At 32.2% G+C, this 23,809-nt stretch carries 16 protein-coding genes; 10 read left to right on the forward strand and 6 right to left on the reverse strand.

Annotation, left to right across the window (positions count from 1 at the left end; genetic code table 11):
- Nucleotides 1–293: 293 nt before the first annotated feature.
- The 6 genes from AC4D4A_RS12820 (at nt 294) to AC4D4A_RS12845 (ending at nt 11,892) form a co-directional block, all read left to right on the forward strand.
- Complete coding sequence (locus tag AC4D4A_RS12820) at nt 294–2,369, forward strand: Druantia anti-phage system protein DruA (RefSeq protein ID WP_490996263.1); 2,076 nt, start codon at nt 294–296, stop codon at nt 2,367–2,369.
- 18 nt (nt 2,370–2,387) lie between these two features.
- The gene (locus AC4D4A_RS12825) at nt 2,388–3,950 is read left to right on the forward strand and encodes an ATP-binding protein (protein ID WP_490996264.1); all 1,563 of its coding nucleotides are present in this window, start codon (nt 2,388–2,390) and stop codon (nt 3,948–3,950) included.
- A gap of 5 nt (nt 3,951–3,955) precedes the next feature.
- The gene (locus AC4D4A_RS12830; RefSeq protein WP_490996265.1) at nt 3,956–5,419 is read left to right on the forward strand and encodes a hypothetical protein; all 1,464 of its coding nucleotides are present in this window, start codon (nt 3,956–3,958) and stop codon (nt 5,417–5,419) included.
- Between the two features lie 15 nt (nt 5,420–5,434).
- Nucleotides 5,435–10,120, forward strand: a complete 4,686-nt coding sequence (locus tag AC4D4A_RS12835) for an FtsK/SpoIIIE domain-containing protein (protein ID WP_490996266.1) — start codon at nt 5,435–5,437, stop codon at nt 10,118–10,120.
- Between the two features lie 89 nt (nt 10,121–10,209).
- On the forward strand, nt 10,210–10,902 hold the full coding sequence (locus tag AC4D4A_RS12840; RefSeq protein WP_490996267.1) for a DNA/RNA nuclease SfsA: 693 nt from the start codon (nt 10,210–10,212) through the stop codon (nt 10,900–10,902).
- Between the two features lie 18 nt (nt 10,903–10,920).
- Nucleotides 10,921–11,892, forward strand: coding sequence for a hypothetical protein (locus tag AC4D4A_RS12845; protein ID WP_490996268.1), 972 nt, complete (start codon nt 10,921–10,923; stop codon nt 11,890–11,892).
- Between the two features lie 3 nt (nt 11,893–11,895).
- Here the strand turns inward: AC4D4A_RS12845 and AC4D4A_RS12850 are convergent, their stop codons facing one another.
- The gene (locus AC4D4A_RS12850) at nt 11,896–12,108 is read right to left on the reverse strand and encodes a hypothetical protein (RefSeq protein WP_490996269.1); all 213 of its coding nucleotides are present in this window, start codon (nt 12,106–12,108) and stop codon (nt 11,896–11,898) included.
- Nucleotides 12,109–12,825: 717 nt separating this feature from the next.
- Here AC4D4A_RS12850 and AC4D4A_RS12855 point away from each other — a divergent pair.
- The gene (locus AC4D4A_RS12855; protein WP_490996270.1) at nt 12,826–13,140 is read left to right on the forward strand and encodes a hypothetical protein; all 315 of its coding nucleotides are present in this window, start codon (nt 12,826–12,828) and stop codon (nt 13,138–13,140) included.
- A 134-nt stretch (nt 13,141–13,274) separates the two neighbouring features.
- Nucleotides 13,275–16,085 (forward strand): DEAD/DEAH box helicase, encoded by a 2,811-nt coding sequence (locus AC4D4A_RS12860; RefSeq protein WP_490996271.1) that lies wholly within the window; start codon nt 13,275–13,277, stop codon nt 16,083–16,085.
- A 40-nt stretch (nt 16,086–16,125) separates the two neighbouring features.
- Here the strand turns inward: AC4D4A_RS12860 and AC4D4A_RS12865 are convergent, their stop codons facing one another.
- A complete protein-coding gene (locus tag AC4D4A_RS12865) occupies nt 16,126–16,515 on the reverse strand; it encodes a (deoxy)nucleoside triphosphate pyrophosphohydrolase (protein WP_490996272.1) in 390 nt (129 codons plus the stop codon).
- A gap of 640 nt (nt 16,516–17,155) precedes the next feature.
- Between AC4D4A_RS12865 and AC4D4A_RS12870 the strand changes: the two genes are divergently transcribed.
- The gene (locus AC4D4A_RS12870; RefSeq protein WP_490996273.1) at nt 17,156–19,669 is read left to right on the forward strand and encodes an immunoglobulin-like domain-containing protein; all 2,514 of its coding nucleotides are present in this window, start codon (nt 17,156–17,158) and stop codon (nt 19,667–19,669) included.
- Between the two features lie 150 nt (nt 19,670–19,819).
- Here the strand turns inward: AC4D4A_RS12870 and AC4D4A_RS12875 are convergent, their stop codons facing one another.
- The 4 genes from AC4D4A_RS12875 to AC4D4A_RS12890 are packed head-to-tail and all read right to left on the reverse strand — an operon-like array spanning nt 19,820 to nt 21,899.
- Nucleotides 19,820–20,581 carry an STAS domain-containing protein gene (locus AC4D4A_RS12875; protein WP_490996274.1) on the reverse strand — a complete coding sequence of 254 codons (762 nt, stop codon included), beginning with the start codon at nt 20,579–20,581 and terminating at the stop codon, nt 19,820–19,822.
- Entirely contained in the window at nt 20,568–21,221 is a 654-nt protein-coding gene (locus AC4D4A_RS12880) for a cobalamin B12-binding domain-containing protein (protein ID WP_490996275.1), read from the reverse strand. The genes AC4D4A_RS12875 and AC4D4A_RS12880 overlap by 14 nt, the downstream gene beginning before the upstream one ends.
- A gap of 4 nt (nt 21,222–21,225) precedes the next feature.
- The gene (locus tag AC4D4A_RS12885; protein ID WP_490996276.1) at nt 21,226–21,594 is read right to left on the reverse strand and encodes a hypothetical protein; all 369 of its coding nucleotides are present in this window, start codon (nt 21,592–21,594) and stop codon (nt 21,226–21,228) included.
- On the reverse strand, nt 21,594–21,899 hold the full coding sequence (locus AC4D4A_RS12890) for an antibiotic biosynthesis monooxygenase family protein (protein ID WP_490996330.1): 306 nt from the start codon (nt 21,897–21,899) through the stop codon (nt 21,594–21,596). Before AC4D4A_RS12890 ends, AC4D4A_RS12885 begins: the two co-directional genes overlap by 1 nt.
- A gap of 757 nt (nt 21,900–22,656) precedes the next feature.
- Here AC4D4A_RS12890 and AC4D4A_RS12895 point away from each other — a divergent pair.
- Nucleotides 22,657–23,412 carry an aminoglycoside adenylyltransferase domain-containing protein gene (locus tag AC4D4A_RS12895; RefSeq protein ID WP_490996277.1) on the forward strand — a complete coding sequence of 252 codons (756 nt, stop codon included), beginning with the start codon at nt 22,657–22,659 and terminating at the stop codon, nt 23,410–23,412.
- Nucleotides 23,413–23,809 lie beyond the last annotated feature (397 nt).

Raw genomic sequence — 23,809 nt, forward strand, 5'->3', positions numbered from 1 at the left:
TGTGTTGGCTATTTCAATTTTAGACGGTAAAGAGGGTAATGAATATCCTGTGTGCCGTCTTTTTTATAAACAATAAGGTATTTGAAATTTTGCGAGCGATAATAAGACAATTAGTTTGCAGCATAATGGTTTGTTATTTTTTGGGTAAATGTAACTATTTATAAAAAAAGATATTTTTTTACTATATAATAATAGTGAGTGATCTTTGTTAGTTTTCTTTCTCCTTTATAATAGACATAGAAATGTGTAGAATATTAAGGGAATGTATGTTTGTTTTATGGAGGGATAAATAAATGTTTAATTATAATATAATACAGGAAACAAATAATGAGTATTTAAAAGAAGAAAACAATGATAATGACGAATTTACTATATTTAACCCGATTCTTGCAGATTCATATAAGATGAAATTTTTAAAAATAGTAAAAGAGATTTTAGAGGAATTCCCTAATGGAAGAACAATAAAACTTGGCGAAATTTTAAATGAAAATCAGAAATTAATAATAAATAACGATAATCCTTTAGAGGGACTTAGATTTTTGTCTGCATTATCAGTACTAAGAGATCTACTAGCACAAGGTTGGAGAATAAGATTAAGAGTGGATAATCTTATAGAACTCGCTCCACCCAGTTCAAATAACAATGACAGTAAAATTTTTCTAAGACGTCAACTTCAGACTGAACGAAATGCGCAACTCAAGATAGACAGTGTAGAAAAATTTATAAGAAGAATGGAAAAGAAAAAACGATATAAAGACAAAGAAATTGACATTACTTTTCTAATAGGTGACAGTAATCTGTTAAGCCAAGGATTAAGAAAGATAAGTGAAGAAAAAGATATTAATAAACGAGATGAAATATCAAAAACAGTGATATCACCGTATATACAGTTAGTAACCAATGAAAGATGTTCATTCACTGGATATAAGTTAATGGATATATGGAGATATTTTAGATATACATGGTCTATTCCATACAAATCTACTCCAGGAAGGAAAATGTTCTATCTAATAAGAGACGCCGCTCAACCGTTTCATCCGATTATTGGTATTACCGCGCTCGGAAATACAGTTTTACATTTAACAAAAAGAGACAATTACATTGGATGGACGTTAGATAGCATTAAACAAAAAATGAAAATAAAGGAACATGTAGAGGAATTTGAAATCATGTTGAAAGGGGAAATGGGCTTAACAAGAAATGTGAAAAAAGTTACTCCTCTTGAGACAGTACAAGAGTTTGAAGACAGAGTGAATGAAGAAAGTAGAAAAATACTCCTGAATCTCAAGAAATTCTTGTTTGAGGCAATTAATGAAATTAATATTGAAGGTCTCATAACTTTTGATGAAATAACTAATCCTAGTGAAGAAGTAATCATGAGACTCGAAAAATTAGTTGAATACTTAAGGGGAAATCAATTTAATAATAAAAGAACTACTGGAAGCGTGGATTGGCAATTAGAGTCTCAATCGCCCTTATTTAAAAAGAAGAGGGCTCAAGAACTATCTAAACTTCTTAGTTCCAAATTAATCATTCAACAATTTGAGAAAGATTTTAATAATCCAGTTGAGATACTTAAGAAATTGATATCCTATAAAGGTGGCAAAGTGATAAACATAGCGCTACAAGCTAACCGTAAAAGGAAGATTGGTTCAAATATTATGGAAATAATTGTTTGTGGATCTATCCCGCCTTATAATGAATTGCTGGGTGGAAAGTTAGTAAGTATGTTAGCTATAAGTCCATCAGTAGTTAGAGATTATAATCAACGGTATGCATGTCAAGTAAGTGAAATTGCTTCGAGAATGAAGGGAGAAAAGGTTGTTAGAGATTCGCAACTAGCATTTTTAGGTACTACTTCTTTATATCATATGGGGAGTAGTCAATATAACAGAATTAAATTACCTGCAATTAATGGTAAATTAGAATACAAAAAATTAGGTGAAACAGAAGGATTTGGCTCAGTCTTTTTTACAAATCAAACAAGTACATTGATTAATAAAATGCTCTATGAGATTGAAGGCGGAAGAAGAATAAATAACGTTTTTGGTGAGGGAACTAGTCCGAGAATGAGATTAATGAGGACTGGATTATCTAGCCTAGGTATCCCAGAACAATTCATAAAACATCATACTAAGAGGATTGTTTATGGAATTGAATTAGCATCCAATTCTAAAGAATATTTAACTGGGGAAGAAGATAAATTAAACTATTATTTTCCTTTAGATGGTAATGAGGATAAGTATACTGAAGAAATAATCAACTATTGGAGAAAACGCTGGCTATTAAATAGACTCGATAATGTGGACTTGATAGGTCGAATTTCTAGGTTTAAGAAGGAGTCTATTTTGCTTAGCAGTTATATTTAACGAGGGGAGGATGTTTAATTGAATTTTAGTATGGATTTTATCTCAAAAATTTACAACAATAGAAATAGTTATGCTGAAGTTTTTGAAGAGGAAGATATTAAGAAGATACATGTAGAAACGGCTGCAGAAAATATTCTGAAAGAGTATATCAAAAAGAAAAAATTTATACTTTTGACTGGTAACCCAGGTGATGGGAAAACTCATTTAATTAGATCTTTAAAGGAATTATTAGATGAAAATGATGCTTTTGTTGAACTTGATATAAATGAGGTCGAAGATTATGAGGAATTTCTCGATAATTTAAATGAAGCAATTAATAATGATAGACCTTGTATAATAGCTGTTAATGAATATCCACTAATTTCCATGTTAGATCAACTAAAAGAACGGTTTCCTTATTATAAAGAAATACTAGAACTTAAGGATAATTCTGTGATTTATAACAATGATTTCAAAGTAGATAACGGTAGTTCAAAAGTAATAATTTTAGATTTGAATAGTAGAAATCTATTAAAAAAGGAAGTATTGGCCAATTCTCTAAATAGAATTATTGAAATTAGCAATGTATGTAGTGATTGTATGTCTAATAATAAATGTGATGCGCCATATAACCTCAATGCACTAAGAAACACAATAGTTCAAGAGAGGCTAATAAAAGTTTTAAGTATGCTTGGGAATACTGGAACACATGTTGTAATGAGAGATGTATTAGGGTTCTTTTCCTTTATTATTACTGCTGGGTTAAATTGTGAAAATAGGAAGGAAGAAGATTATAAATATTTTAATTTAATGTTTAATGGAGAGAATGAATTATTCGAAAATATTAAACAATTTGATCCGTATCATTTTTCTCATCCAGAAATTGATGAAGGTCTATGGAATGGTACGTTGAAAGAAGGATGGATTTTTGACCCACCTTCAAAGAACCCTATCGATGCTAAGACTGAAGAAGAAGCAAATGAATTATTTATTTCAATAAAAAGGAAGTTCTTCTTTGAAAATAAGCAAGGGGATGATTTGTTTAAATTAATCCCAACAGAATATACTGCTTTTTTTGACTTATTAAGGCAAGCAAGTGATAGGGAATTAGATATGATAAAGCAGGTCGTATTAGCAATTAATAGATTCTTTAATCCGGACGAAATTGAGGATGAAAAATTAAAAGTGTGGATTACACATAAATATGAACTTAGGAATCATCCGGAGGTAGCAATATCAAATAAGAGTTTTTCTCTAAATGATATTGTTCTGTTAGTACCTGGTCTTCCGGACTACCTTAAAACCATAGAGTATGCTCCAGACCATTTTATTTTCAGAGTTTATGGTCCAAGGGAATATAAGGAAGCAGTTGATCTAAAAATAGATCTTAAATTATATAGGATGCTATATCTTATAAGTGAAGGATATCCTCCTCAAATAGTACCCGACAATTACAAATTTAAACTTTATCGATTTATGAATGAACTTGCATCATTCCAAAGCAGGATTCGATCAAATGAATTCACTATTAGAGACATGGCCAATAGTTATTCTTATAAATTATCTATTAGAGATAATAAATATCAACCAAAACGTGGGTGAGTAAATTGACTAACAACAGACTTAAAAGATATAGCAAGGAAGTTCTTGAACATATTGGATATGAACCGGTTTCTAACCAAATAAAACCAGTGCATATAGCGAATGGTCTTTTTCGGCATGTTATAGGAGAAGAATATAATATAAAATCATTAAATGAATGGTCTAAGAGATTTAGTCAAGGAAAAGAAGTTAATACAGCCGAGAAAATAAAAAAAGACTATGAAGATGTTTTAGACCAAGACATTACCTTGGAAGAGCTAAACGAGCTAAGATACTTTATTGAATTAATATTTAATGCAGACAATGCTGCTACGCCCAGCTTGAAATTTTCTACGTTGACAATTGCTTCTAAATCTCAAGTAACTAAAGCTGTTCAAAATGAATTTGGAATCCCTGAGTTTTTGTATAAGATATTAAATACTAAAATAAATGGTAAAGTCTCACCTTGCCTAAAATTGATAAAGGAACATCTTAATAACGAAGATGATGAAATTAGTAGACTAGCGCAGCCACTAGTAAGCATAGATAGTTCATTAAGTAAAGGATTCAGTTTAAATGAAAGCGATATAGTTCTATCAGGGATAGAATTAAGGTTAAGAGAAGCTTTTGATACCATCGCATCGAATGAAAGTGAAAAAAGAAATAAATTAATTTTTTTAGAAAGAATAGTGTTATTTTCCTGCTTTGCAATAATAATTCACTTATCCTCTAGGGTGCTTGATATTTCAGAAAAATATAAAGAAGAAGATAGAATTCCTTTACTTTTTGATGCAGATGGAAAGCATGAGACTATAAAGGTTGCAAGCCAGGAGACACTTTTACTCTCTAGACTTGGAATAGAAGAGTATTTTGAAAAATCATTAGAACTAATTTTTAGAGAAGAACAATATCACATGCTTTCTATAGAAGAAGTTTTGGAGAAAATTGAAGAGACTCCATTAGCCGACAGTAGTAAAAAGAAAAATATTACTTCTGAGGACAAAAAAAGAGAAGATTATAAAAAGCTATTTATGGGATTCTATGAGCAGAATAAAAATGTTTTTGATTCATTCATAAAAGCAACTAGGTTTTTAATATTTTCTGATGTTTACTCAACTGATCCATCAGTGTTTATCTCTGCATTAGGGGGGAAAATTGGTTTGTTAGCACCTAGAGCTGGAGGAAGAGGTAGAAAGAGATTTTCACCAGACCCAATTATTCTTGAAATCATTCTCCTTAGTCTTATAAAGAAAGGTGAAAAAGTTCAACTATCTGAGTATGGAAAGAGGCTGTGGGAACATTATGGAATTATTATTGGTGCTAATCCAGATGATGATCTAAAACAGTTGGCTAGATGGAACCTTAGTCAAAACATTCCTGGCGATTTAGCAGGTGGATTGACAATAAATGCTGAAAAAATAGCTGATATATATATATCCATGGGATATGCAAGAAGGTACGCAGATGGTGTAACAATACTAAGTGTTTAGGGGGAGTAGAGTATAATGTCAATTCAAAGTATAATAGCTGAGTTGCTTGCTGGTACAGTTGTTAATAAGATAAGAAATGAAGCACATGGAATTATACTTATGGACTTACCTAGTTATAGCTATGATATTTTTATAGATACATTATTATCAAAAGTAAATGAAAAAGATTTAAAGAAACCGTATATTTTTTTCGTTGGATTTACTCAAGATGAGCAACAGGAATTAAAGCGTATTTTTGGGTCTAATTCAGATATATACTATACTGTCGAAGAGGCAGAGAAGTTTAGGCATAACAAAGATATTACTTCTACGAGAGTTGTTATAGTTAAAAGGTTTGTTCCTAAATTATCTTCATTATTATGGTTTGAAAAAGTAGAAATCAATGAGCTATATAATTCTTTGTGTGATGTAGCTCAAGAAGAATTCAAATTAATTAATAATAATATTGTAAGACTATGGAAGTCTTTTAGGCATAATAGTATTAGAAGTATTATATCATTAGAAAGATTAGTGGATTATTATCAATATTTAATTCAATTAAGCGAGGATATACCCAAGCAGTCTGTTTATCAATTTTTTAGGTTAGGTTTATTAATTGATGAATCACTCTTTGAGAGTACCAATATCGAAAGTATAAGGAGTAAACTGATTGAAAACCACAGAATTGTTCAGCGTCTTCGCCAACTAGATAAAGGTGATCAAAGAGCTTTACAATCAAGTGAAATTACAGGTGGAACAAAAATAAGAGCAAATATATTAGCTTTTTACAAGACGCGCTCTAATGAAAATTTAAAAGATCTAACTTTAAATGAGGTAATAAATTTATTAACTAATGTAAATAAACAGAAAAAGGATCGAAAAAAAGGAGGGAAACGTGAAGAGGAGAAAAAAGGTAAAGAAGACCAACCGAAAACTAAAACTCCTACTAACCCTGATTCAGTCGGTGTAGACCTAATAATTGAGCGTGAAGGGGAACAAATTAAAGATATACTGGAACAAATAGAAGAGCATTTTAAGGTCTGGGAAAAAGGAAAGAAAGAGACGATTACAGTTGGAACAGAAAATGGGATTCAATCAAAGGTGGATTTTATTCCAGAGATTTTCAACCTTATTAATGCATTTATAGGTGAGGATTCTTTTGGAGGAATTATAAGGACAGAAGCAAAAACCCCTACAGATGTGTTGAATTCTATAAGTAAAAATAAAATATATCAATTTAGCGAAGACTATATTGAAAAAATAAGAGAAAAGCTTCAGTTATTAACTGAGGAATTTAACGAGGAAGCTACAGAAGTTTTAGCATTATTCGACTCATTTATTCAAAAAAGAAAATTAATTTCTAAATATGCATATAGATTAGCTGATTCACCTATATTGAAGATTGTAGAGTCTGATGAGACTTATAATAATTTGATCGACTATATAGATTCCTATACACTTTTTATAAAGGTATTAAGGAGTAACTTTAATAAGTTTTCATCATATAGTGCACCAGGTACAAAAGAATTAGTTGCAACAGTTAATACACTTGATATGATTTATATTCTTGGGGGAGAAAAATACCATTCAATTTTATCCCCATTAAACCCTCTTTATCTATGGAAGTATGTTGAATTAACAAGAAGACTACGTGAGACCTCTTCTAATCTAAGTGAATTAGATAAAGAGTTTTTAATTCGAGCTACTGACGATATTCCAAACCCATTAATCACTGTATTCATTAGTAGCATGATTTCTAATTCAAAAGATGAGGTTATAGCAGAGGTTGGAAAGGTTGGTAGAATGCCAATATACTCCAGTGAACAACAGGTTAACCAAGTATCCGATGGGTTAGATGCGGTCAAAAAAACAATAACCAAGTTCATTAGTTTATATCCCCATAGTAAAAATGGCTTAAGAATTGCATTTATTAATCCTCCAGACTCAAAAAGTGTGCTTGAATTATTAAAGGACCAAATTAATAACCATACGTTAAGAGGAGCGCATGTAGACTTATTTAAAACAAAGGAGACATCGCAGCACTGGACAAACCTCGAAAAAGTTGATGAAGGTTTATTATCATTGTTTGGAGAAAGTAATGCATTTAGTTTGAGAATACATTCAAAAACATATGATTTAGAAAAATTGGTGACAAAGTTTAAACCAATGCAATACCATTTGGTAGTTCTATTCGATCCAAGTAAAAGAACAGTAAGTGAAGTGAAAACTGAAAGCAGGCTAAATCTAAGAATTCACCCTTTGTGTGTACCAAAGGTGTTTCAATATGATCCTATGACAGATCGTTTGGAAATAATTCCATCATCTGATGGCAATATATTTTCTGATCATCATGAGTTAGTTGCCAGGTTAAATGATAGGCCTAGAGGGTGGCACAATACTGTAATAGCTAATACAGAAAGTATAAAAGACATACTTGAAAAAATAATTAGCGCATCGGAATGGCTTGTCATAGCTGATTCAAATTTAAAAAATTTTGAATTAAGTACAATTGGATCGGAAAATTGTATTTACTATCAATCAGGATCTTATAGAGAAGTAGGAGTTTATTCTAAAAGTTGGGCTAAACTTACTAGTGGTATTGATAGCATAATAAGAGAAATAGGTAACTATGACCCTAAGGCTAGTTGTTTAGAATTAGTATTAAAAGAAATACAATCCTTAAATGAAAAAGGTATATTAAATATAGCATCCTTATCTACAAATCAAGCATTTGATCAAAATCATAGTAAAGGTGCTATAGGTACTGCCATTTCTTCTTTCTGGTATAAGCAAATGAATCAAGATAGTATCTTAGCGAGTCTTGATGCTGATTTAGCAAGAAAATGGTTAAGTGAGAGAGATGAAAATACAATTTCTGATTTAATAGGAATAAAAAGGGTTAATGAATTTCAAGCTGAGATAGAAATTATAGAGGTAAAAACCTATAAAGCATATACAGTTGATAACATAGTATTTGAAGATGGTACAGAGATAAATGAAATTAAAGGAGAGGCTATTGAACAATTAAATTCTGTTTACAAAATTATCCACGAAATATTCTTTGAATCTGATAAAATAACCAGTGTTTCAAGAAGAGAACTATTAAGATATCAGGTATTTAAGGTTCTTCATAGCTTAGGATTAAATAAATCAAAAAAGAAGATGTGGACAAGTTTTATTAATGATCTTTTTTCAGGAAATATTAAAGTAAATATTAAATTAAGTCTTTTTCATGTCTGCTTCAATGTTCAGGGTCAAACAAATAAGGAAGGTATAAAGTGTGTATCTGAAAAAGACATAGTATTATATGAAATTAAAGATGATGTAATTGATAATATTTTATCAAACTGTCAAAATGATAGGGATATCCAAGTAGTAAATAATCAAAGTACTGATTCAGTTACTAAAAGTTTTACAGAAGAAAAAGCAGTAGGAAAACATACAATGACAGATATAGGAATAGAACAAACAAAGGAAAAGGTATCAGACAAACCTATTGAGATAAATATTGGAAAGCCTGAAAAAACGATTAATCATCATAATGAAAAAGAGAGTGCACGTAACTACTCATCGAATGATGAAGATACTACTGTCATCATAGGAACTGCTAATAATGAAACACAAGATGATGATTTGAAAAAATTCATAGAAACAACCGCGATTGCTATCAAGAGGGCAATGAAGGACTTCTCAATAGATGTTCAGGAAGTTGATCCAACAAAAGCCCTTATTGCTTCTAGATTTGTACGCTTTAGAGTAAGGTTACGTCCAGGAGAAACACTTCAGAGAATTTTAAGAGTACGTTCCGATATAGCTAGGGAAATTGAGGCTACCAATGAGATCTTAATAGACAATGAACGTGGTACTAATTATATCTATGTAGATGTTCCTAGAGAAGAAACTGAGTCGGTGAGCTTACTGAACTTTTTAGATATTTTACCTAAAAACGATGTAGGAAACTTAAATGTTATTTTGGGTCAGGATCCTAGTGGTGAGATAGAGTTTTTAAACATAGCAAAAGCACCGCATCTCCTTACGGCAGGTTCAACAGGTTCTGGAAAGACAATATTTTTATATAGTATAATTGTTAGCCTTATATCCCAGTATAATGAGAATGAATTAGAACTTGTAATAGTTGATCCTAAACAAACTGATTTTATTTTCTTCGAAGGACTACCACATTTAAGAAATGGAGAAGTCATTATTGAGGCCGAAGATGCGGTGGAAATTTTAAATGATCTAGTTGAAAATGAATTGCCTAGAAGAACAAATTTACTTAGACAATCTAGAAACAGAGATATATTCACCTATAATTTAAATAATCCAGACAATCATTTAAAGCCAATATTAGTTATTATTGATGAATATGCAGATTTAGTATCTGTTGCTGATCTAGAAGGTAACAAAGAGGAATTTGAAAGGAATATGATAAGGCTAGCACAAAGATCTAGAAATGTTGGAATTCATTTGGTGATAGCAACCCAACGACCTAGTGCCGATATAGTAACATCTAGACTAAAGGCTAATGTACCAACAAGAATTTCCTTTAGTTTACCAGCAAATCAAGATTCTAGAACAATTCTGGATGCTTCAGGAGCAGAGGATTTACTTGGAAAAGGAGATATGTTGTATTCCCTTAATGGTAACTTAAGAAGACTTCAAGGATTATTTATAAGTGAAGAGCAACTTCAAGAGTATCTAGATAAAAAGTATCTGAATTAATAATAATGAATAAAGCCTTTTAGGAGAGATCCTAAAGGGCTTTATAGACAATAAATAACTGTTTGATTTAGAGGAGCTTGAAATTGTTAATGAATACGGATACTTTATTTTTAACGGGACAGTTTATCAGAGAAAACAAAAATAGATTTTTATGTGATGTTTTAATTAATGGGGAAATAAAGGAATGCTATGTTCCAAGTTCTTCGCGGTTGGAAAATTATCTTAATTTGAAAGGGAGAACAGTATTATTAAAATTAAATAGATCTAAGGGTTGTAGAACAAAATACTCATTATATGCTGTAAAATATTATAATAAATATGTTCTATTAAATTTAAATATGGTAAATGATATTGTTTCTTCATACTTAGTAAAGGAGATGTCGGGAAAAGAAGAACAATTTTGTATAAAAAGAGAATATAAAGTTAATGGTTATAAAGCTGATTTAATAAATATTAATCAAGATAATCATGTCAATACAATAATTGAAATAAAAGGTCTTATTTCTACAAGGCGCTCGAGTATTTTTCCTCTTATAAAGTCCGAACGTGCAACTAGACAGCTTGATCAATTGGAATCATTAATAAGACTCGGCTATTCTATTGAGTATTATATAGTAAGTTTAAGTTCTATAACTAAGGAAATAAGCTTAAATAAAAAGGATGAGACATTTTATAAGAAAATTATGAGTTGTGTTAAAAACGGAATGAAACTTAAAGGATTGTCAATGGAATATGTAAATGGAGAATTTGAAATTGTACGTGAGATCAAGATAACCTATTAGAATAACATAGGGGGAAACATGAAAAATAAGATAATCTTTTTAAGTTCGAATTATCGAGATTTGTATTTAGAAGATGTATATAGGTCAATAGCTTTACCAAAAGGATATATTATTCCTTTTCGTTATAAATTATCAGATCTAGATCGCAACCTAAGGGAAAAAATAGAAAATAATGAAGTGTTATCTGGTAAAGAAGCAATGATTTTTTACTATTATAAAAGTGAAGACGGGGACCAACTTATACCAATTAGAGAATGCACTATAGTTGATATCGAAATTATTAATGACCTAAATAAAGTGAATTTTTACCTAAGTTTAGGTGAATTTAAAGATTGCTCTAAAGAAGATATTGACTTAATTGAAGAGAGAACAAGAGGTTCGTTTCTTACAAAAGTACCTATAAAATCACTAAAAAAAATAAGATGGATTGATCTGATAAAAAAAGTAGAAAATTATTTTCCGAAAGATGTGTTGTTTTTCCATATAGATAGTATATCGGATGGAGATAAAAAAATTATTGTTAATAATAGTGATAAGGTTAGAAGCCGGATAGTGGTTAAAGAGGAAGGAAGATATTCTTTAAGACTATTCTTCTATGATTTATCAGAGGGGAAAAATGAAATTAAAATTGGATATGATGATGATGTTATTCATCATAATGGTAGGTCAAAAATTGGAACTAAAATAGATTCTTCTTATCTTGATATTTTTACAAAGTTTATAGAATATAATCAGTTAAGAACTTATCTAAATTTTACGACTGAATATGAGGAAAATAAGGAATTTAATGTTAACCTAGATCTTGATATAATTAGAAAACCATATAAGAAGTGGTTATTTGGAGGTCTTACATCTCTTGGAAGCCTTTCTGCTAGTATAATAATATTTATCTTAAGAACAGGCACAATAAATAATTGGTATACAATTATTCCAGTTATATCACTAGGGTTAATAACCACATACTTATATGTTTTTTTAAATAAAAAATAAGGGTTATGCAGTCCAATCTTCACTCTCAATTTCAATGTGTATCCATCCATTAGGTATAATATGAAGTTTTTTATCTTTTGTTTTAATTCTGTGGTTACCTGATTCACTAACAATTAACTCAATTACGTCTGTTAATATAACTATTTGGTTATTAGGAAATGTATATTTTCTTTGTTTTTCTTCAAGTTTAATAGGTTGGCCTAATTTTTTTGACATTTTAAATCACCTCATTAGTATTAATTCATAACTTAAGTATAACTTAAACTCACCTAAGAAGTCATTTAGTAATACATAAATAAAGACTATATTTTAATCTTTACTATTCAAACAAGACATGTTAAGTGTCGGATATTGTTTGTAGTAAAAGAAAGAATTAAAGCTGGAGAATACTTAAATAGATTCCCAGTTTTTTTATTATTTTTTTATCTATTATAATTTTTCAATCTAGTAATAAATCAAATTATTAGTGAAATATAGGACAAGCGATAATAAAGGTGTATCTTATTCCTGAGTGGGAGTATTTTATTGTCATATTACTTAGGCAGAGGTTTTTGTCAAGATGCATTACGAGTACATACTTGTTAGGAAAGGGTAATGTCCTACTGACAATTTTTTCTTTGACTTTTTTGATTAAGGGATAATATAAACATGATGTTAATTCTAACTTCGAAAAATTAGCATAGACGAATCTAGAAAATTTTACATATAAAAACTTTTTTGTAGTATAATTGTGAGGATGAAGAGTTATATAAATAAAAATCATTGAAGTAATTAACAGTTCTCATATTATAAAAAGAAATTATTGTTCTTTTGCAGAATAACATATCATGAATACCTTTACTATCAATTCAACTATGCATTTTTATAAGGCTGCGCTGTATTTATTTTATATTACCTTGGTTAAAAATAATGCTCTAAAGGAAGGGGATATTTATGAATGATTTAAGTGTGAATTTCCCAAATGATATTATCGAGAGGTGCAATATTGAGGGTGTGATTGTCTCGCCAGATGTGCATACCTTGGGTTGGGCTTTCTTGTCAGAAAATGAAAATAATATTGTTGTATTAAGGATTTATTTAATGGAGAGAAAGAGTGAAGGTATAACATTTGAGTTAACCAGCGAATTATCTGCTTTTAATTTCTCTACACGAGTTGAAATGAAAAAGTTTTATAAATATTTATTAAATATGTCTGCTCTAGAGTATATGAGTTTATTTAACGATTCAACCGCTTTTAATATTCATTAATTATTTGTTTAAGATCTATATAGTATCCTCTCATCAATACTGTGCAATATGGCCCTCTTTTCTTAAAATATCTTGTAGATTCCTTTTAGTGTAAAAGTGCTAGTTTATATAATACTTAAAGTCAGGAGACATCCATGAAAATCGAGAAAAAGCTTATTGTTAATTCAGATAAAGGAAATTTATTAAATGAACTTATTTCTTCAATAAATCAATGTAAACGGTTTTATTTTAGTGTGGCGTTTATTAATTTTAGTGGGTTGCAGCTTTTGTTGGAGGCTTTTAAAGAAGCTGAAGATAGAGGCGTTCGTGGACAGATTATTACGTCTACTTATTTGAATTTCACTGAAGCTAAGGCGCTTAAGAGAATTAACGAATTTGAGAATATTCATTTGAAGGTTTTTGAAACGGATAAGACAGTCGGGTTTCATACGAAGGCCTATATATTTGAGTATGAAGCTTATTATAAGATTATTATAGGATCCTCGAATATTACCCAGAGTGCATTGAAGAGTAATATTGAATGGAATGTGGAAATGATTGTGAAGGAAGATACACACTTTCTTCAGGATGTGTTAAATGAATATGAAGTTCTATGGAATAGTAGTACTCAAGCAGATGATGCATTTATTGCTAAGTATGAGGACTTTTTGAGTAAGTTGAGTGATTTTACGAATAATCAATCATTCATTTATGAGAAAGCAGAGTATATCACACCTAATAAAATGCAAATACGGGCTATGGAGAATTTAGAGCGGATTCGCTCCTATGGGGAGAGAAAGGCATTAGTGATTGCGGCAACTGGTACCGGGAAAACCTATATGTCTGCTTTTGATGTTAAAGCCTTTAAGCCTAAGAGATTACTCTTTATTGTCCATCGTGAAGAAATCTTAAAGAAAGCAAAGGAGACATTTGAAAAGCTCCTACCTAATGAAAAACTATCCTTCGGCTTATTAACAGGGAATACCAAGCAAAAGGATGCCGATTATATTTTTTCGACGATCAATACGATCTCAAAGTACCACCAAGATTATCGTCCAGATGAGTTTGATTATATTATTTTTGATGAGGCACATCATGCGACTAGTCCTAGCTATCAAGTGATTTTTAATTATTTCACTCCACAATTTACGCTAGGAATGACGGCTACTCCAGAAAGAAGCGATCAGCAAAATGTATTTGATCTGTTTGATAATAATGTGGCGTTAGAGGTTCGTTTACATGAAGCACTTGATGATGATTTAGTTATTCCTTTTCACTATTTCGGGATCACAGATATCGATGAAGTTGATTTGAGCGACGTGGATATTGATGATGTGGCTGAAATCACGAAGCGATTAAAGGTCAATCAACGGGTTGATTTTATCATTGAGAAAGTGAACTTTTATGGCTTTGACGGTCTAGCAAGAAAGGGACTTGGATTTTGTGTAACGGTCGAGCATGCTAAGTTTATGGCGGAGGAATTTAATAAGAGGGGCTACCCAAGTGTTTGTTTGTCTGGTGATGATAAATCAGATAAACGTGCAGCACTTATTAATAGGCTAGAAGATGACAATGATGAGTTAGAGTTTATCTTTACAGTCGATATCTTTAATGAGGGTGTTGATATTCCTTCTGTTAACACAGTTCTTATGCTGCGTCCTACAAACTCACCAATCGTGTTTATTCAACAGCTTGGTCGAGGGCTCCGTAAATATAAGGATAAGAATTTCTTAACGGTGTTAGATTTTATCGGTAACCATAGTAAAACCTTCTTGATTGCGATCGCGTTAAATGGAAGTCGCTATTATGATAAGGAAAGCTTGAAAGTAGCGATTGCAACGGGCTTTGCTAATATTCCAGGCTGTACGCATATCCAAATGGATAAAATTTCTCAGGAACGGATCTTAGCACAAATTGATAAGGAAAACTTCAATTCCTTACAGTATTTGAAGGAAGAGTATTTCGAATTTAAGAAAATGAATAATGGTCATATTCCTTTATATTTAATGGATTATATGAAGTACGATGGTTCTCCTAATCCTATTAAATTTATTGATCGAGAGAAGACGTACTTGCAGTTTGTTGCCAAAGTAGAAAAAAATGAACAGTTGAAGAATTTGCTATTAAATGATTCATTTGAAGGGGCCTTAAAAGAACTATCTAGTAAGCTTCCGCTTAAACGAGTGTATGAATTTGTGATAGCGAAATATTTATTAGATCATGATCAGCTTTCTATAGACCAAGCTAAACAAGAGATATTAAAGCATGTGAAAGATGTGAATGAGGATAGTGTCTTACATGCGCTTGAATGCTGGAATCAAGATTATTACGATCCAGCTCAGAAAAAGCGTAATTTCAAATTGTTTTCACTGGTGAATGGTCAGTTAACGAAAACTCCAGCTTATCAACGTCTTTTAGAAAATGAGAAATATAGACCATTTATAGAAGATATCATCCATTATGGAATTTTCAGATATGAAAAGGAATTTAAAGAAGAGTATTATGGAGTCCCTCATTTCAAGCTGTATGAACAATATCAGATGGCTGATGCGGCTTTACTTTCTAACTATCGGAAGAGTCATAGTGCCTTTAGGGGATCGGGTTTACTAGCTAACGGGAATGATTACTTCCTGTTTATTGATTTGCATAAGGAAGCGGATATTAAGGAAAGTATTAATTATCACGATGAATTTATTAATGAACGCTATTTCCAATGGCAAACACCGAATAGCACAGCCCCAACATCTGATCGAGGCAAAAACATCGTCTATAATAAAGACAGAGGGGTTTCACTTCATTTATTTGTAAGGAAATATAAAACGATCGACGGGAAAACCGAGCCTTATATTTATATTGGTAAAGGGAACACGGTAGAGTTTGAGGGAGAAAAGCCTATCACAGTGAAAATGGAACTCGAACATGAAGTTCCAGCTAGTTTGTATACGGAGTTTACGGAAAAAGTATAAAAACAAGGGAAGTGGATGACCACTTCCCTTGTTTTGTTTACTAGGCTAATAATGCATCAATAGTTGGAACATCAGCTGGTGCCCATTCTAACGTTCTTAAATCCTTAAGTGGTACCCATCTTAGTTCGGCATGTTCTGTTGCAATCGGAGTACCAACTGTAATTTTCGCTTTGTATGTAATGAGATTAATGATGAAGGTAGGATATTCATGAACAATATCTGCTACTAATTCTCCTACTTCAATCTGGCATTCAAGTTCTTCTTCAATTTCTCTAACTAGTGTTTCTTCAGGTTTTTCACCTTCTTCGATTTTACCTCCTGGAAATTCCCAAAGATTTGGTAATGCCATTTCAGGGGAACGTAGAGCGCATAAAATCTCGCCCTTTTCATTTTCCATAACAGCGCCAACAACTTTAACTTTTTTCTTCATTCGTCATACATCCTTTATCGTTTATCTTTTTATATAATATCATATCTGAAAACTATATCTTACTGTCAGAAGAAGATGGAGAGGAAATTTATTAATCCTTCGAAACTCTATCCTGATATTCTCTTAAAATATGCAAGAGATACTTTCCTACGAAATACTTCTATACTGGGTACACCTGTATTCTCTGTAGCTACTACATCCTCGATTTGGACGTATTTATGATTCATTTTTCGTATAACATATTGCTTGCCTTCAAAGTGAAACTGAATTCAAAAATAAGAGGTAGAGTAGAAACAGATCCGCTCGATTTCTTAATGTATTATTAATTTTATGACTAGGATATTTCCGCTTGCTTTCAAAGCACTCAATGAATGACGGATAAGATGGATGATTTGAAGTGATTTAAATAAGACAGCAAGTAAAAAGTGGAATGGGATAACCTATCTCACTTTTTGTTTATATTCTAGTATACAGAGTAATCTGAATAGTGGTTGTATTTATAACATTATATCTATAATTAATTATAATGATATAATTAAAGCAAGTCAGGTATGTACTTTATCAGATGCACGGATAATTTTAATTACCTGCCAAACGAAGAAAGGAAGTGTTTAAGATGCACAAGAAAAAAAGGTTGTTAATGGTTGTAGTAAGCTTAGCTCTATTTTTCAGTTGTTTTTCTCCGAATTTTGTCAATGCAGCAACCGACAAGACTAAACCGACCATTACTGGGGCAAAGAATACAACCGCTTACTTAAACCACTCGTTTAATCCGAAAAAAGGGGTTGTAGCGAAAGATAATGTTGATGGAAACATCACAAGCCGTATCAAAATATCGGGAAAGGTGAATACAAAAAAGACGGGTAAATACACGCTAACATATAAGGTAACTGATAAGGCGAAGAACACTCGTACAGTAAAGCGTGTTGTGACAGTTAAGAAAGATACGACTAAACCAATAATCACTGGAGTATCAAATAAGACCGTATACAAAGGGTATTCTTTTAATCCCAAAACAGGTGTCAAAGCTACTGATAATGCCGATGGGAACCTCACTTCCAAAATCAAAGTAAGTGGAAAAGTAAACACTAAAATAGTCGGAAAATACAAAATTAAATATACTGTTATAGACAAGACGAATAACAAAAGAATAGTCACTCGAACTATTACAGTAAAGAAAGATACAACCAAACCTACCATTTCCGGAGTTTCCAATAAGGCGATCTACGCTGGCTCAACATTTAAGCCTCTTACCGGTGTTACTGCCAAAGATAATGCAGATGGTAATATCACTAAAAAAATCAAAGTCACTGGAAAAGTTAATACTAACAAAATAGGAACATACAAACTAACCTATACTGTATCAGATAAGACAAAAAATAAGAGAACTGTTACACGCAAGATTACTGTTAAAAAGGACACTGTTAAACCAACTATATCTGGTGCAAAGAATAAATCTATTAACATAGATACTTCTTTTAATCCACGTGCTGGTGTAACTGCGAAGGATAATGTTGATGGCAATATTACTAAAAATATTAAAATATCTGGAACGGTAAATACGAAAAAAGCAGGATCTTATAAGCTTACCTACGATATTACAGATAAAGCTAAAAATAAAACAACGGCTTATCGTACCATTAAGGTTGTAGATAATGTTAAGCCAGTAATTACAGGGGTTAATAACACCCAAGTTGCTCTTGGAGAAACGTTCGATATTTTAAAAGGTGTTTCTGCTTCTGATAAAAACGATGGGGATTTAACTTCCAAGATTAAAGTTGAAGGTACAGTTGATGTCAATAAAACTGGACCCTATAAGCTGATTTATACTGTTTCTGATGAAGCAGGCAATAAAGTAACTAAAGAACGTAATGTAACGGTTGTTGATAAGGTTGTTCCTGTTATCAAGGGTGTTGAAAATGTCGAGATTCCTTTTGGTCAAAAGTTTGATTCTTTGAAAGGTGTTGCGGCAACTGATAATTATGATGGGGATTTAACTTCTGAAATTAAGGTTGAAGGCGAAGTTAATGTAGAAAAAGCAGGTATCTATTCTCTTACGTATTCAGTTTCCGATCAATCTGGAAACAACGTCTCTGTAAAACGTACTGTAACAGTTATTGATAGTACTGCTCCTGTTCTTTCCAGTGTGGAAGATATTCAAATTAATTTTGGAGAAGATTTTAATCCATTAAAAGGCATAACCGCTTCAGATAACAGTGATGGAGATATAACTTCTAAAATTAAAGTGGATGGCACGGTCGATATCAACAAGGCTGGAAGCTATAAGCTAACATATTCAGTGTCAGATGAGTCTGGAAATACTGTAACTGCAGATAGGACTGTAACTGTGATTGATAATGTTAAACCAGTTTTCTCGGGAGTATCGGATGTAACCATCGGTCTATATACCGAATTTAACGTATTAAATGGCGTTTCCGCTTCCGATAATAACGATGGTGACATCACTTCGAAAATATTGACAGCTGGTTCAGTTGATACACAAAAAGAAGGTGAATACACGGTTACTTATACGGTTTCCGATGCTGCAGGAAACACTGCGGAAGCCACAAAAATTGTGACAGTTCAAAAAATCCCTGTCTCCAATATCACTATCAACGGACCATCTAAAATGAAAACAGGTAAAACGCAGCAGTTGACAGCGGATATTACACCAACAGATGCTACAAATCAACAAGTTACCTGGAAGAGCAGTGATGAATCTATTGCCACTATTAGTAAAGATGGTATACTAGAGACCATCTCGGAAGGTTCGGTAACGATTACTGCAACTGCCGATGGAAAGAGTGGGACCGTAACTATCACTATTTCAGATAAACCAACTCTATATTTCTCATCCTTTGGATCATCAAGTGTTAATGACGTAATCAAGAGCATTTCATTTAAATTGATGAACTTAGACACATCCGATAAAGTATATGTAGAGAAAGTCCAAGTTTATAAGAATGGCTCTCTATTTACATCTAAATCTGCTGATGACATAATCAAGGCTGGACTAAATACTGAGATTGCGCCATCTAGTAGTTGGGGAATGGGTTTAACATTTACTACTGGAATCCCCAAAAACCAAGGCCAAGTTGTTGTCACAGTTAAGATAGAGAACGGGAAGACATATCAATACTCTTATTCTTTTTAAAAAATGAAATTTAATAGTTATATGTTTGTTCAAAAAGGTAGATTAGCATAATTTGTTGCTGATCTACCTTTTTTTTGAAGGGTATCTTTGATTATAGTAATTATTCGGAGATTGGCATGAAAGACTGGTTATAATAAATGCTGTTAATCATCATGCATATTCATTCTGTAAGATATACTTCAGGGATGATTTGAATTCAACTATACTTTCAAGTTCATAGGTAGAGAGAACCTTTGCCAGTCTTGGTTGAATGCCTATTAGCTGGATCTTGCTTCCTGCCATAAAGCGAAGCGTACGGATGAGGTCGATTAATTTTTTGATACCATCATCTTGTACTTCACCAACAGCGGTTAAATCGATTAGAATATTTTGATACTCTCCATTAAAGACTGAGTGGAGGACATGCTCGGATATCAAGTTGATTTTTTCAGATGTTATGTCCCCGAATAAAGGGATATAGCACATTTTATTGGACAGAGGGATAAAGGGCCCGGAAAGTTTGTTTAATCGCATCAGTACGTCTTCCAGTTTTTCTTTTTGCTCGAGTAATTCAAAATCTGTGTGTGCCAGTCTTTCCTGCAATTCTATAATTTTATCAAGATATAATTGATTGCTCTTTTCCTTGGATACAAAAAGAATATGCATTCTTCCGGTTGAGTCATCTGACAGATATACATCAAATAAGACCAGCGAGGACTCCTTCGTATGAACATTCACTTCTATTTGTTGCGTACTTTCATTCGATAAACTTGCTTTGACAAGCTTATTCATGCTTTCATCATCAATAATTCCTGAAATATCTGAGGTGTCCAAATTAAATAGATTAGATGACAGAGAATTGTATTGCAGAATTTTTCCGTTATAGTCTACTACTATATAGGGAAGTGGTAGTGGTGTGTCAATACATTGCATTTTTTGTCTCTCCTATAGAATAATCTTTTAGCCACGTCTCTATATCCGATAAATCCGTTACGATGATGGGATCTCCGCTCGAGTACGTTTTTAAATCATATTTATTGCCCAATCTGCTGCCTATAAGGATTTTCGGAGGCATAGATAATGCCTTGAAGCTGTCTGTATATGATTTCAACTTTGGTAAATGGGTTACAATGGTCAAGGAAAGTCCGATGACATCTGGCTCCCATTCGATGGCAGTATGTAGCGCATATTCAAGGGGAAGATTCGGTCCAAAATATTTGGTTTCCCAGCCATTTTCCTCGAATAATTGAGCAGCCATTTTTAGACCAATATAATGTTGCTCTCCTTCTAAACAAAGGAACATTGCTTTTTTCATTTTAGTAGGTGTTGCGTTAAGATTGTGCTCAAACGCCAATCTGGATAAAACAAAATCGCAGGTTGCTGTCGCTATATGTTCATCGGCTACTGTAATCTCATTGTTTTCCCATAAGTCTCCAATTCGCTGCATGGCAGGTGTTAGGAGTTGATCATAAGTTTCTAAAGTTGAAAGATGTTTAAGAGATTTAATATAATCCCAGGCTTTATTGTAATTGCCAGAAAGTAAGATGCTGGTGAAATCGATAATCGATTGCATATAGTTATGCCTCCTCTTTGGCTTTTTCGCACTCAAGAATGTCTATAGCATCTGTTAAATAGGATAGGTACATTTTCTTTTTTATATCTTGCATATCAGAAATTTGCTCCAACTCTTCTTTTAATATCACGAAATTATCCAGCAGTGTTTGTATCTTCATTCCGTATTTTTGCAGGATCCCATTTAACCAGAGTGTATAGTCAGTAAATACCTTAGCATTATCTAATTCAAAGGCCGTTTGCAGATGATCAAGATGATGTTTGTTATCTGCCCGGCATTTGTCTTTTCCTTTATCGCCATAGCGTTCCTGTAAGGATGGATCGAGTGCATAGATTCGTTCTGTCACTTGTTCAATGAATAGAGTTGTATTCATTACTTGCAGACCACCTTATATTTTGTCACTATAGGTATAACACCGGCTAATTCTTGATCAGGATACTTTTTCTCTAAGTCGTGAATCTCTTTGAATTGGCTGCTCCTCACCCAGTTAAGATAATCCTCTTTCTCTTCAAACAGTAATTGAACGGTCAATTCATCAGGATGTTTTTCATTCTGCAAGAGGAAAAAATCAATGAATCCGGGAGCCTCATCAACTTTCCGAGAACGGTTTCTATAAATATCTATAACTTCCTCGCTTTTTTCTCCTGGTATCTTAAATGTAGAAAATACACTAAAGATAGTAACACTTCCTTTAAATTCACAGATTTTTATATGATTTAAACACTACATTCTTTTTAAAATTATATAAAATAGAGTCCTTTTCATAAATACAAAAAATTAAGAAAAAAGAGTCCATATTATGATGAACTCTTGATAGAATTTGTTAATTCGTTGATTTACCTTTTTAATCATTTATGATTTGGTTATTTAGTTTCATATTCACCTTAACAAAAGTTGAACCTTCCTGTCCATTGACAGGAGAAAGTGGGTGGAAATAAAAAAACGTATTATAAGGGAGTGTAGACGGTATTCTTTATGTGGATGGGTGTAGATGGTCTGCAAGAGTGACAGTATCCAGCTTTTACGTTAAACGGTGAAGCTTTGCAGGTAGCGGGAAACTAATTTCGAGTTTAGCTATAAGAACATTAGAGCAACTGAATGGAAGCAAACATTATTTAAGTTAATCCCATTCATGTTTACTCGAATGATACCTGAATGAACGTAATACCAACTCTTTCTATCGATTTTTCGATTTAAATCATAAATAGTTTGGCCCTTTTGTGTCCGTAATAGACGATTTGTGTTTTTTGGTAGCCTTATTATCCAATCTTTAATGGATATTTATTTGTTTTTATACTATTGTGTAAGTATGGAAAGGAAAAATTTTCATGAAAATGCGGTCTGACTCGCTTTTTGATTAAAGATAATGTGATAGTGTGAGCAAGATTACCAAAAAAATAGAGTAAGAGTAAATAATTCATTGAGGGGTGTAAGTATGATTTATTCATGGGAAACTAGCACAACCGAAATAAAAGATTATGTCTATAAGGTTTTAAAGCAAATAAAAGAAAGTCTTCAAGATAATTTTAAAGGGTTCTATGTTCATGGTTCATTAGCTATGGATGGATTTAGTCCGCAGTCCAGTGACATCGACCTTATTGTAGTGACTGAAAATCCACTAACCTTAGACGCTAAAAAAGAGTTAGTTACTTATTTTCTATCCAATTCCGGAAAACCATTTCCGATTGAAGTCAGTTTTTTAAACAAAGATCAACTAAGGAATTGGCAGCATCCTTGTCCGTATGATTTCCATTACAGTGAATATTGGAGAGAAAAGTATGAAGAGGATGCAGACTACTATCTTAATCAGGCAGACATAAAAGATCCAGACTTAGCTGCTCATATTACTATTCTTCATAGACGTGGGATTTGCCTTGAGGGTCCTCCAATTGAAGAGGTTTTCCCGCTAGTTCCCCAAAGTGATTATCTTTCATCCATAATGGAAGATTATCGGAAGTGTCTTGTTAATTTAGAGAAGGATCCGAAGTATTGTGTGCTAAATATGGTTAGGGTGTATTGGTATGTAAAAGCAGGAATCATTACTTCTAAACAAGAAGCGGGTGAGTGGGCAATTAATACACTGCCTAAACTGGTAGCTGAAACAGTACAGAAGGTTATGGATGGCAACAGGCCGGAGGAAAAGGAATTGCAGGAATTTAAAGAGTACATTGATAATAAGTTGACACAGTAAGTCAATTAATGCTGCTATATAAAAATCTATCAGTATAGAAAGTATAACCGTGTATTTTAAATGATGCGTATAAAAGGATAGATAGCTCTTTTTGAAAAGCCTTTAATAAGGCTTTTTTTATTTGTCTGCATGTATAAAAGGAGTCCGCAATGAATCAAAATTTGCAATCTATCTATAAGAGATTGAAATGCCAAGTTTATTTGTCACTAATTTGTAAAAATTTCATCAATCCTTTAAAAAAACATAACCTCCTAACTAGCCCTTCGACACTATGTTTTCCGCATGTTTCATTAACTTAATCCTATATCTCTAATTGTATATTAATATAACTATTGTCAATAATTACATTAGTTTAAATTGTTGGAAAATTGATAATATAATGATGTGAATAGTTTAT

The sequence above is a fragment of the Pradoshia sp. Z5_111 genome (assembly GCF_058267535.1).

Excerpts from the sequence above, each read along its gene's own strand:
- AC4D4A_RS12820 (WP_490996263.1), top strand. The coding sequence starts at position 294 with ATGTTTAATTATAATATAATACAGGAAACAAATAATGAGTATTTAAAA.
- AC4D4A_RS12835 (WP_490996266.1), top strand. The coding sequence starts at position 5,435 with ATGTCAATTCAAAGTATAATAGCTGAGTTGCTTGCTGGTACAGTTGTT.
- AC4D4A_RS12840 (WP_490996267.1), top strand. The coding sequence starts at position 10,210 with ATGAATACGGATACTTTATTTTTAACGGGACAGTTTATCAGAGAAAAC.
- AC4D4A_RS12845 (WP_490996268.1), top strand. The coding sequence starts at position 10,921 with ATGAAAAATAAGATAATCTTTTTAAGTTCGAATTATCGAGATTTGTAT.
- AC4D4A_RS12850 (WP_490996269.1), bottom strand. The coding sequence starts at position 12,108 with ATGTCAAAAAAATTAGGCCAACCTATTAAACTTGAAGAAAAACAAAGA.
- AC4D4A_RS12855 (WP_490996270.1), top strand. The coding sequence starts at position 12,826 with ATGAATGATTTAAGTGTGAATTTCCCAAATGATATTATCGAGAGGTGC.
- AC4D4A_RS12860 (WP_490996271.1), top strand. The coding sequence starts at position 13,275 with ATGAAAATCGAGAAAAAGCTTATTGTTAATTCAGATAAAGGAAATTTA.
- AC4D4A_RS12865 (WP_490996272.1), bottom strand. The coding sequence starts at position 16,515 with ATGAAGAAAAAAGTTAAAGTTGTTGGCGCTGTTATGGAAAATGAAAAG.
- AC4D4A_RS12870 (WP_490996273.1), top strand. The coding sequence starts at position 17,156 with ATGGTTGTAGTAAGCTTAGCTCTATTTTTCAGTTGTTTTTCTCCGAAT.
- AC4D4A_RS12875 (WP_490996274.1), bottom strand. The coding sequence starts at position 20,581 with ATGCAATGTATTGACACACCACTACCACTTCCCTATATAGTAGTAGAC.
- AC4D4A_RS12880 (WP_490996275.1), bottom strand. The coding sequence starts at position 21,221 with ATGCAATCGATTATCGATTTCACCAGCATCTTACTTTCTGGCAATTAC.
- AC4D4A_RS12885 (WP_490996276.1), bottom strand. The coding sequence starts at position 21,594 with ATGAATACAACTCTATTCATTGAACAAGTGACAGAACGAATCTATGCA.
- AC4D4A_RS12895 (WP_490996277.1), top strand. The coding sequence starts at position 22,657 with ATGATTTATTCATGGGAAACTAGCACAACCGAAATAAAAGATTATGTC.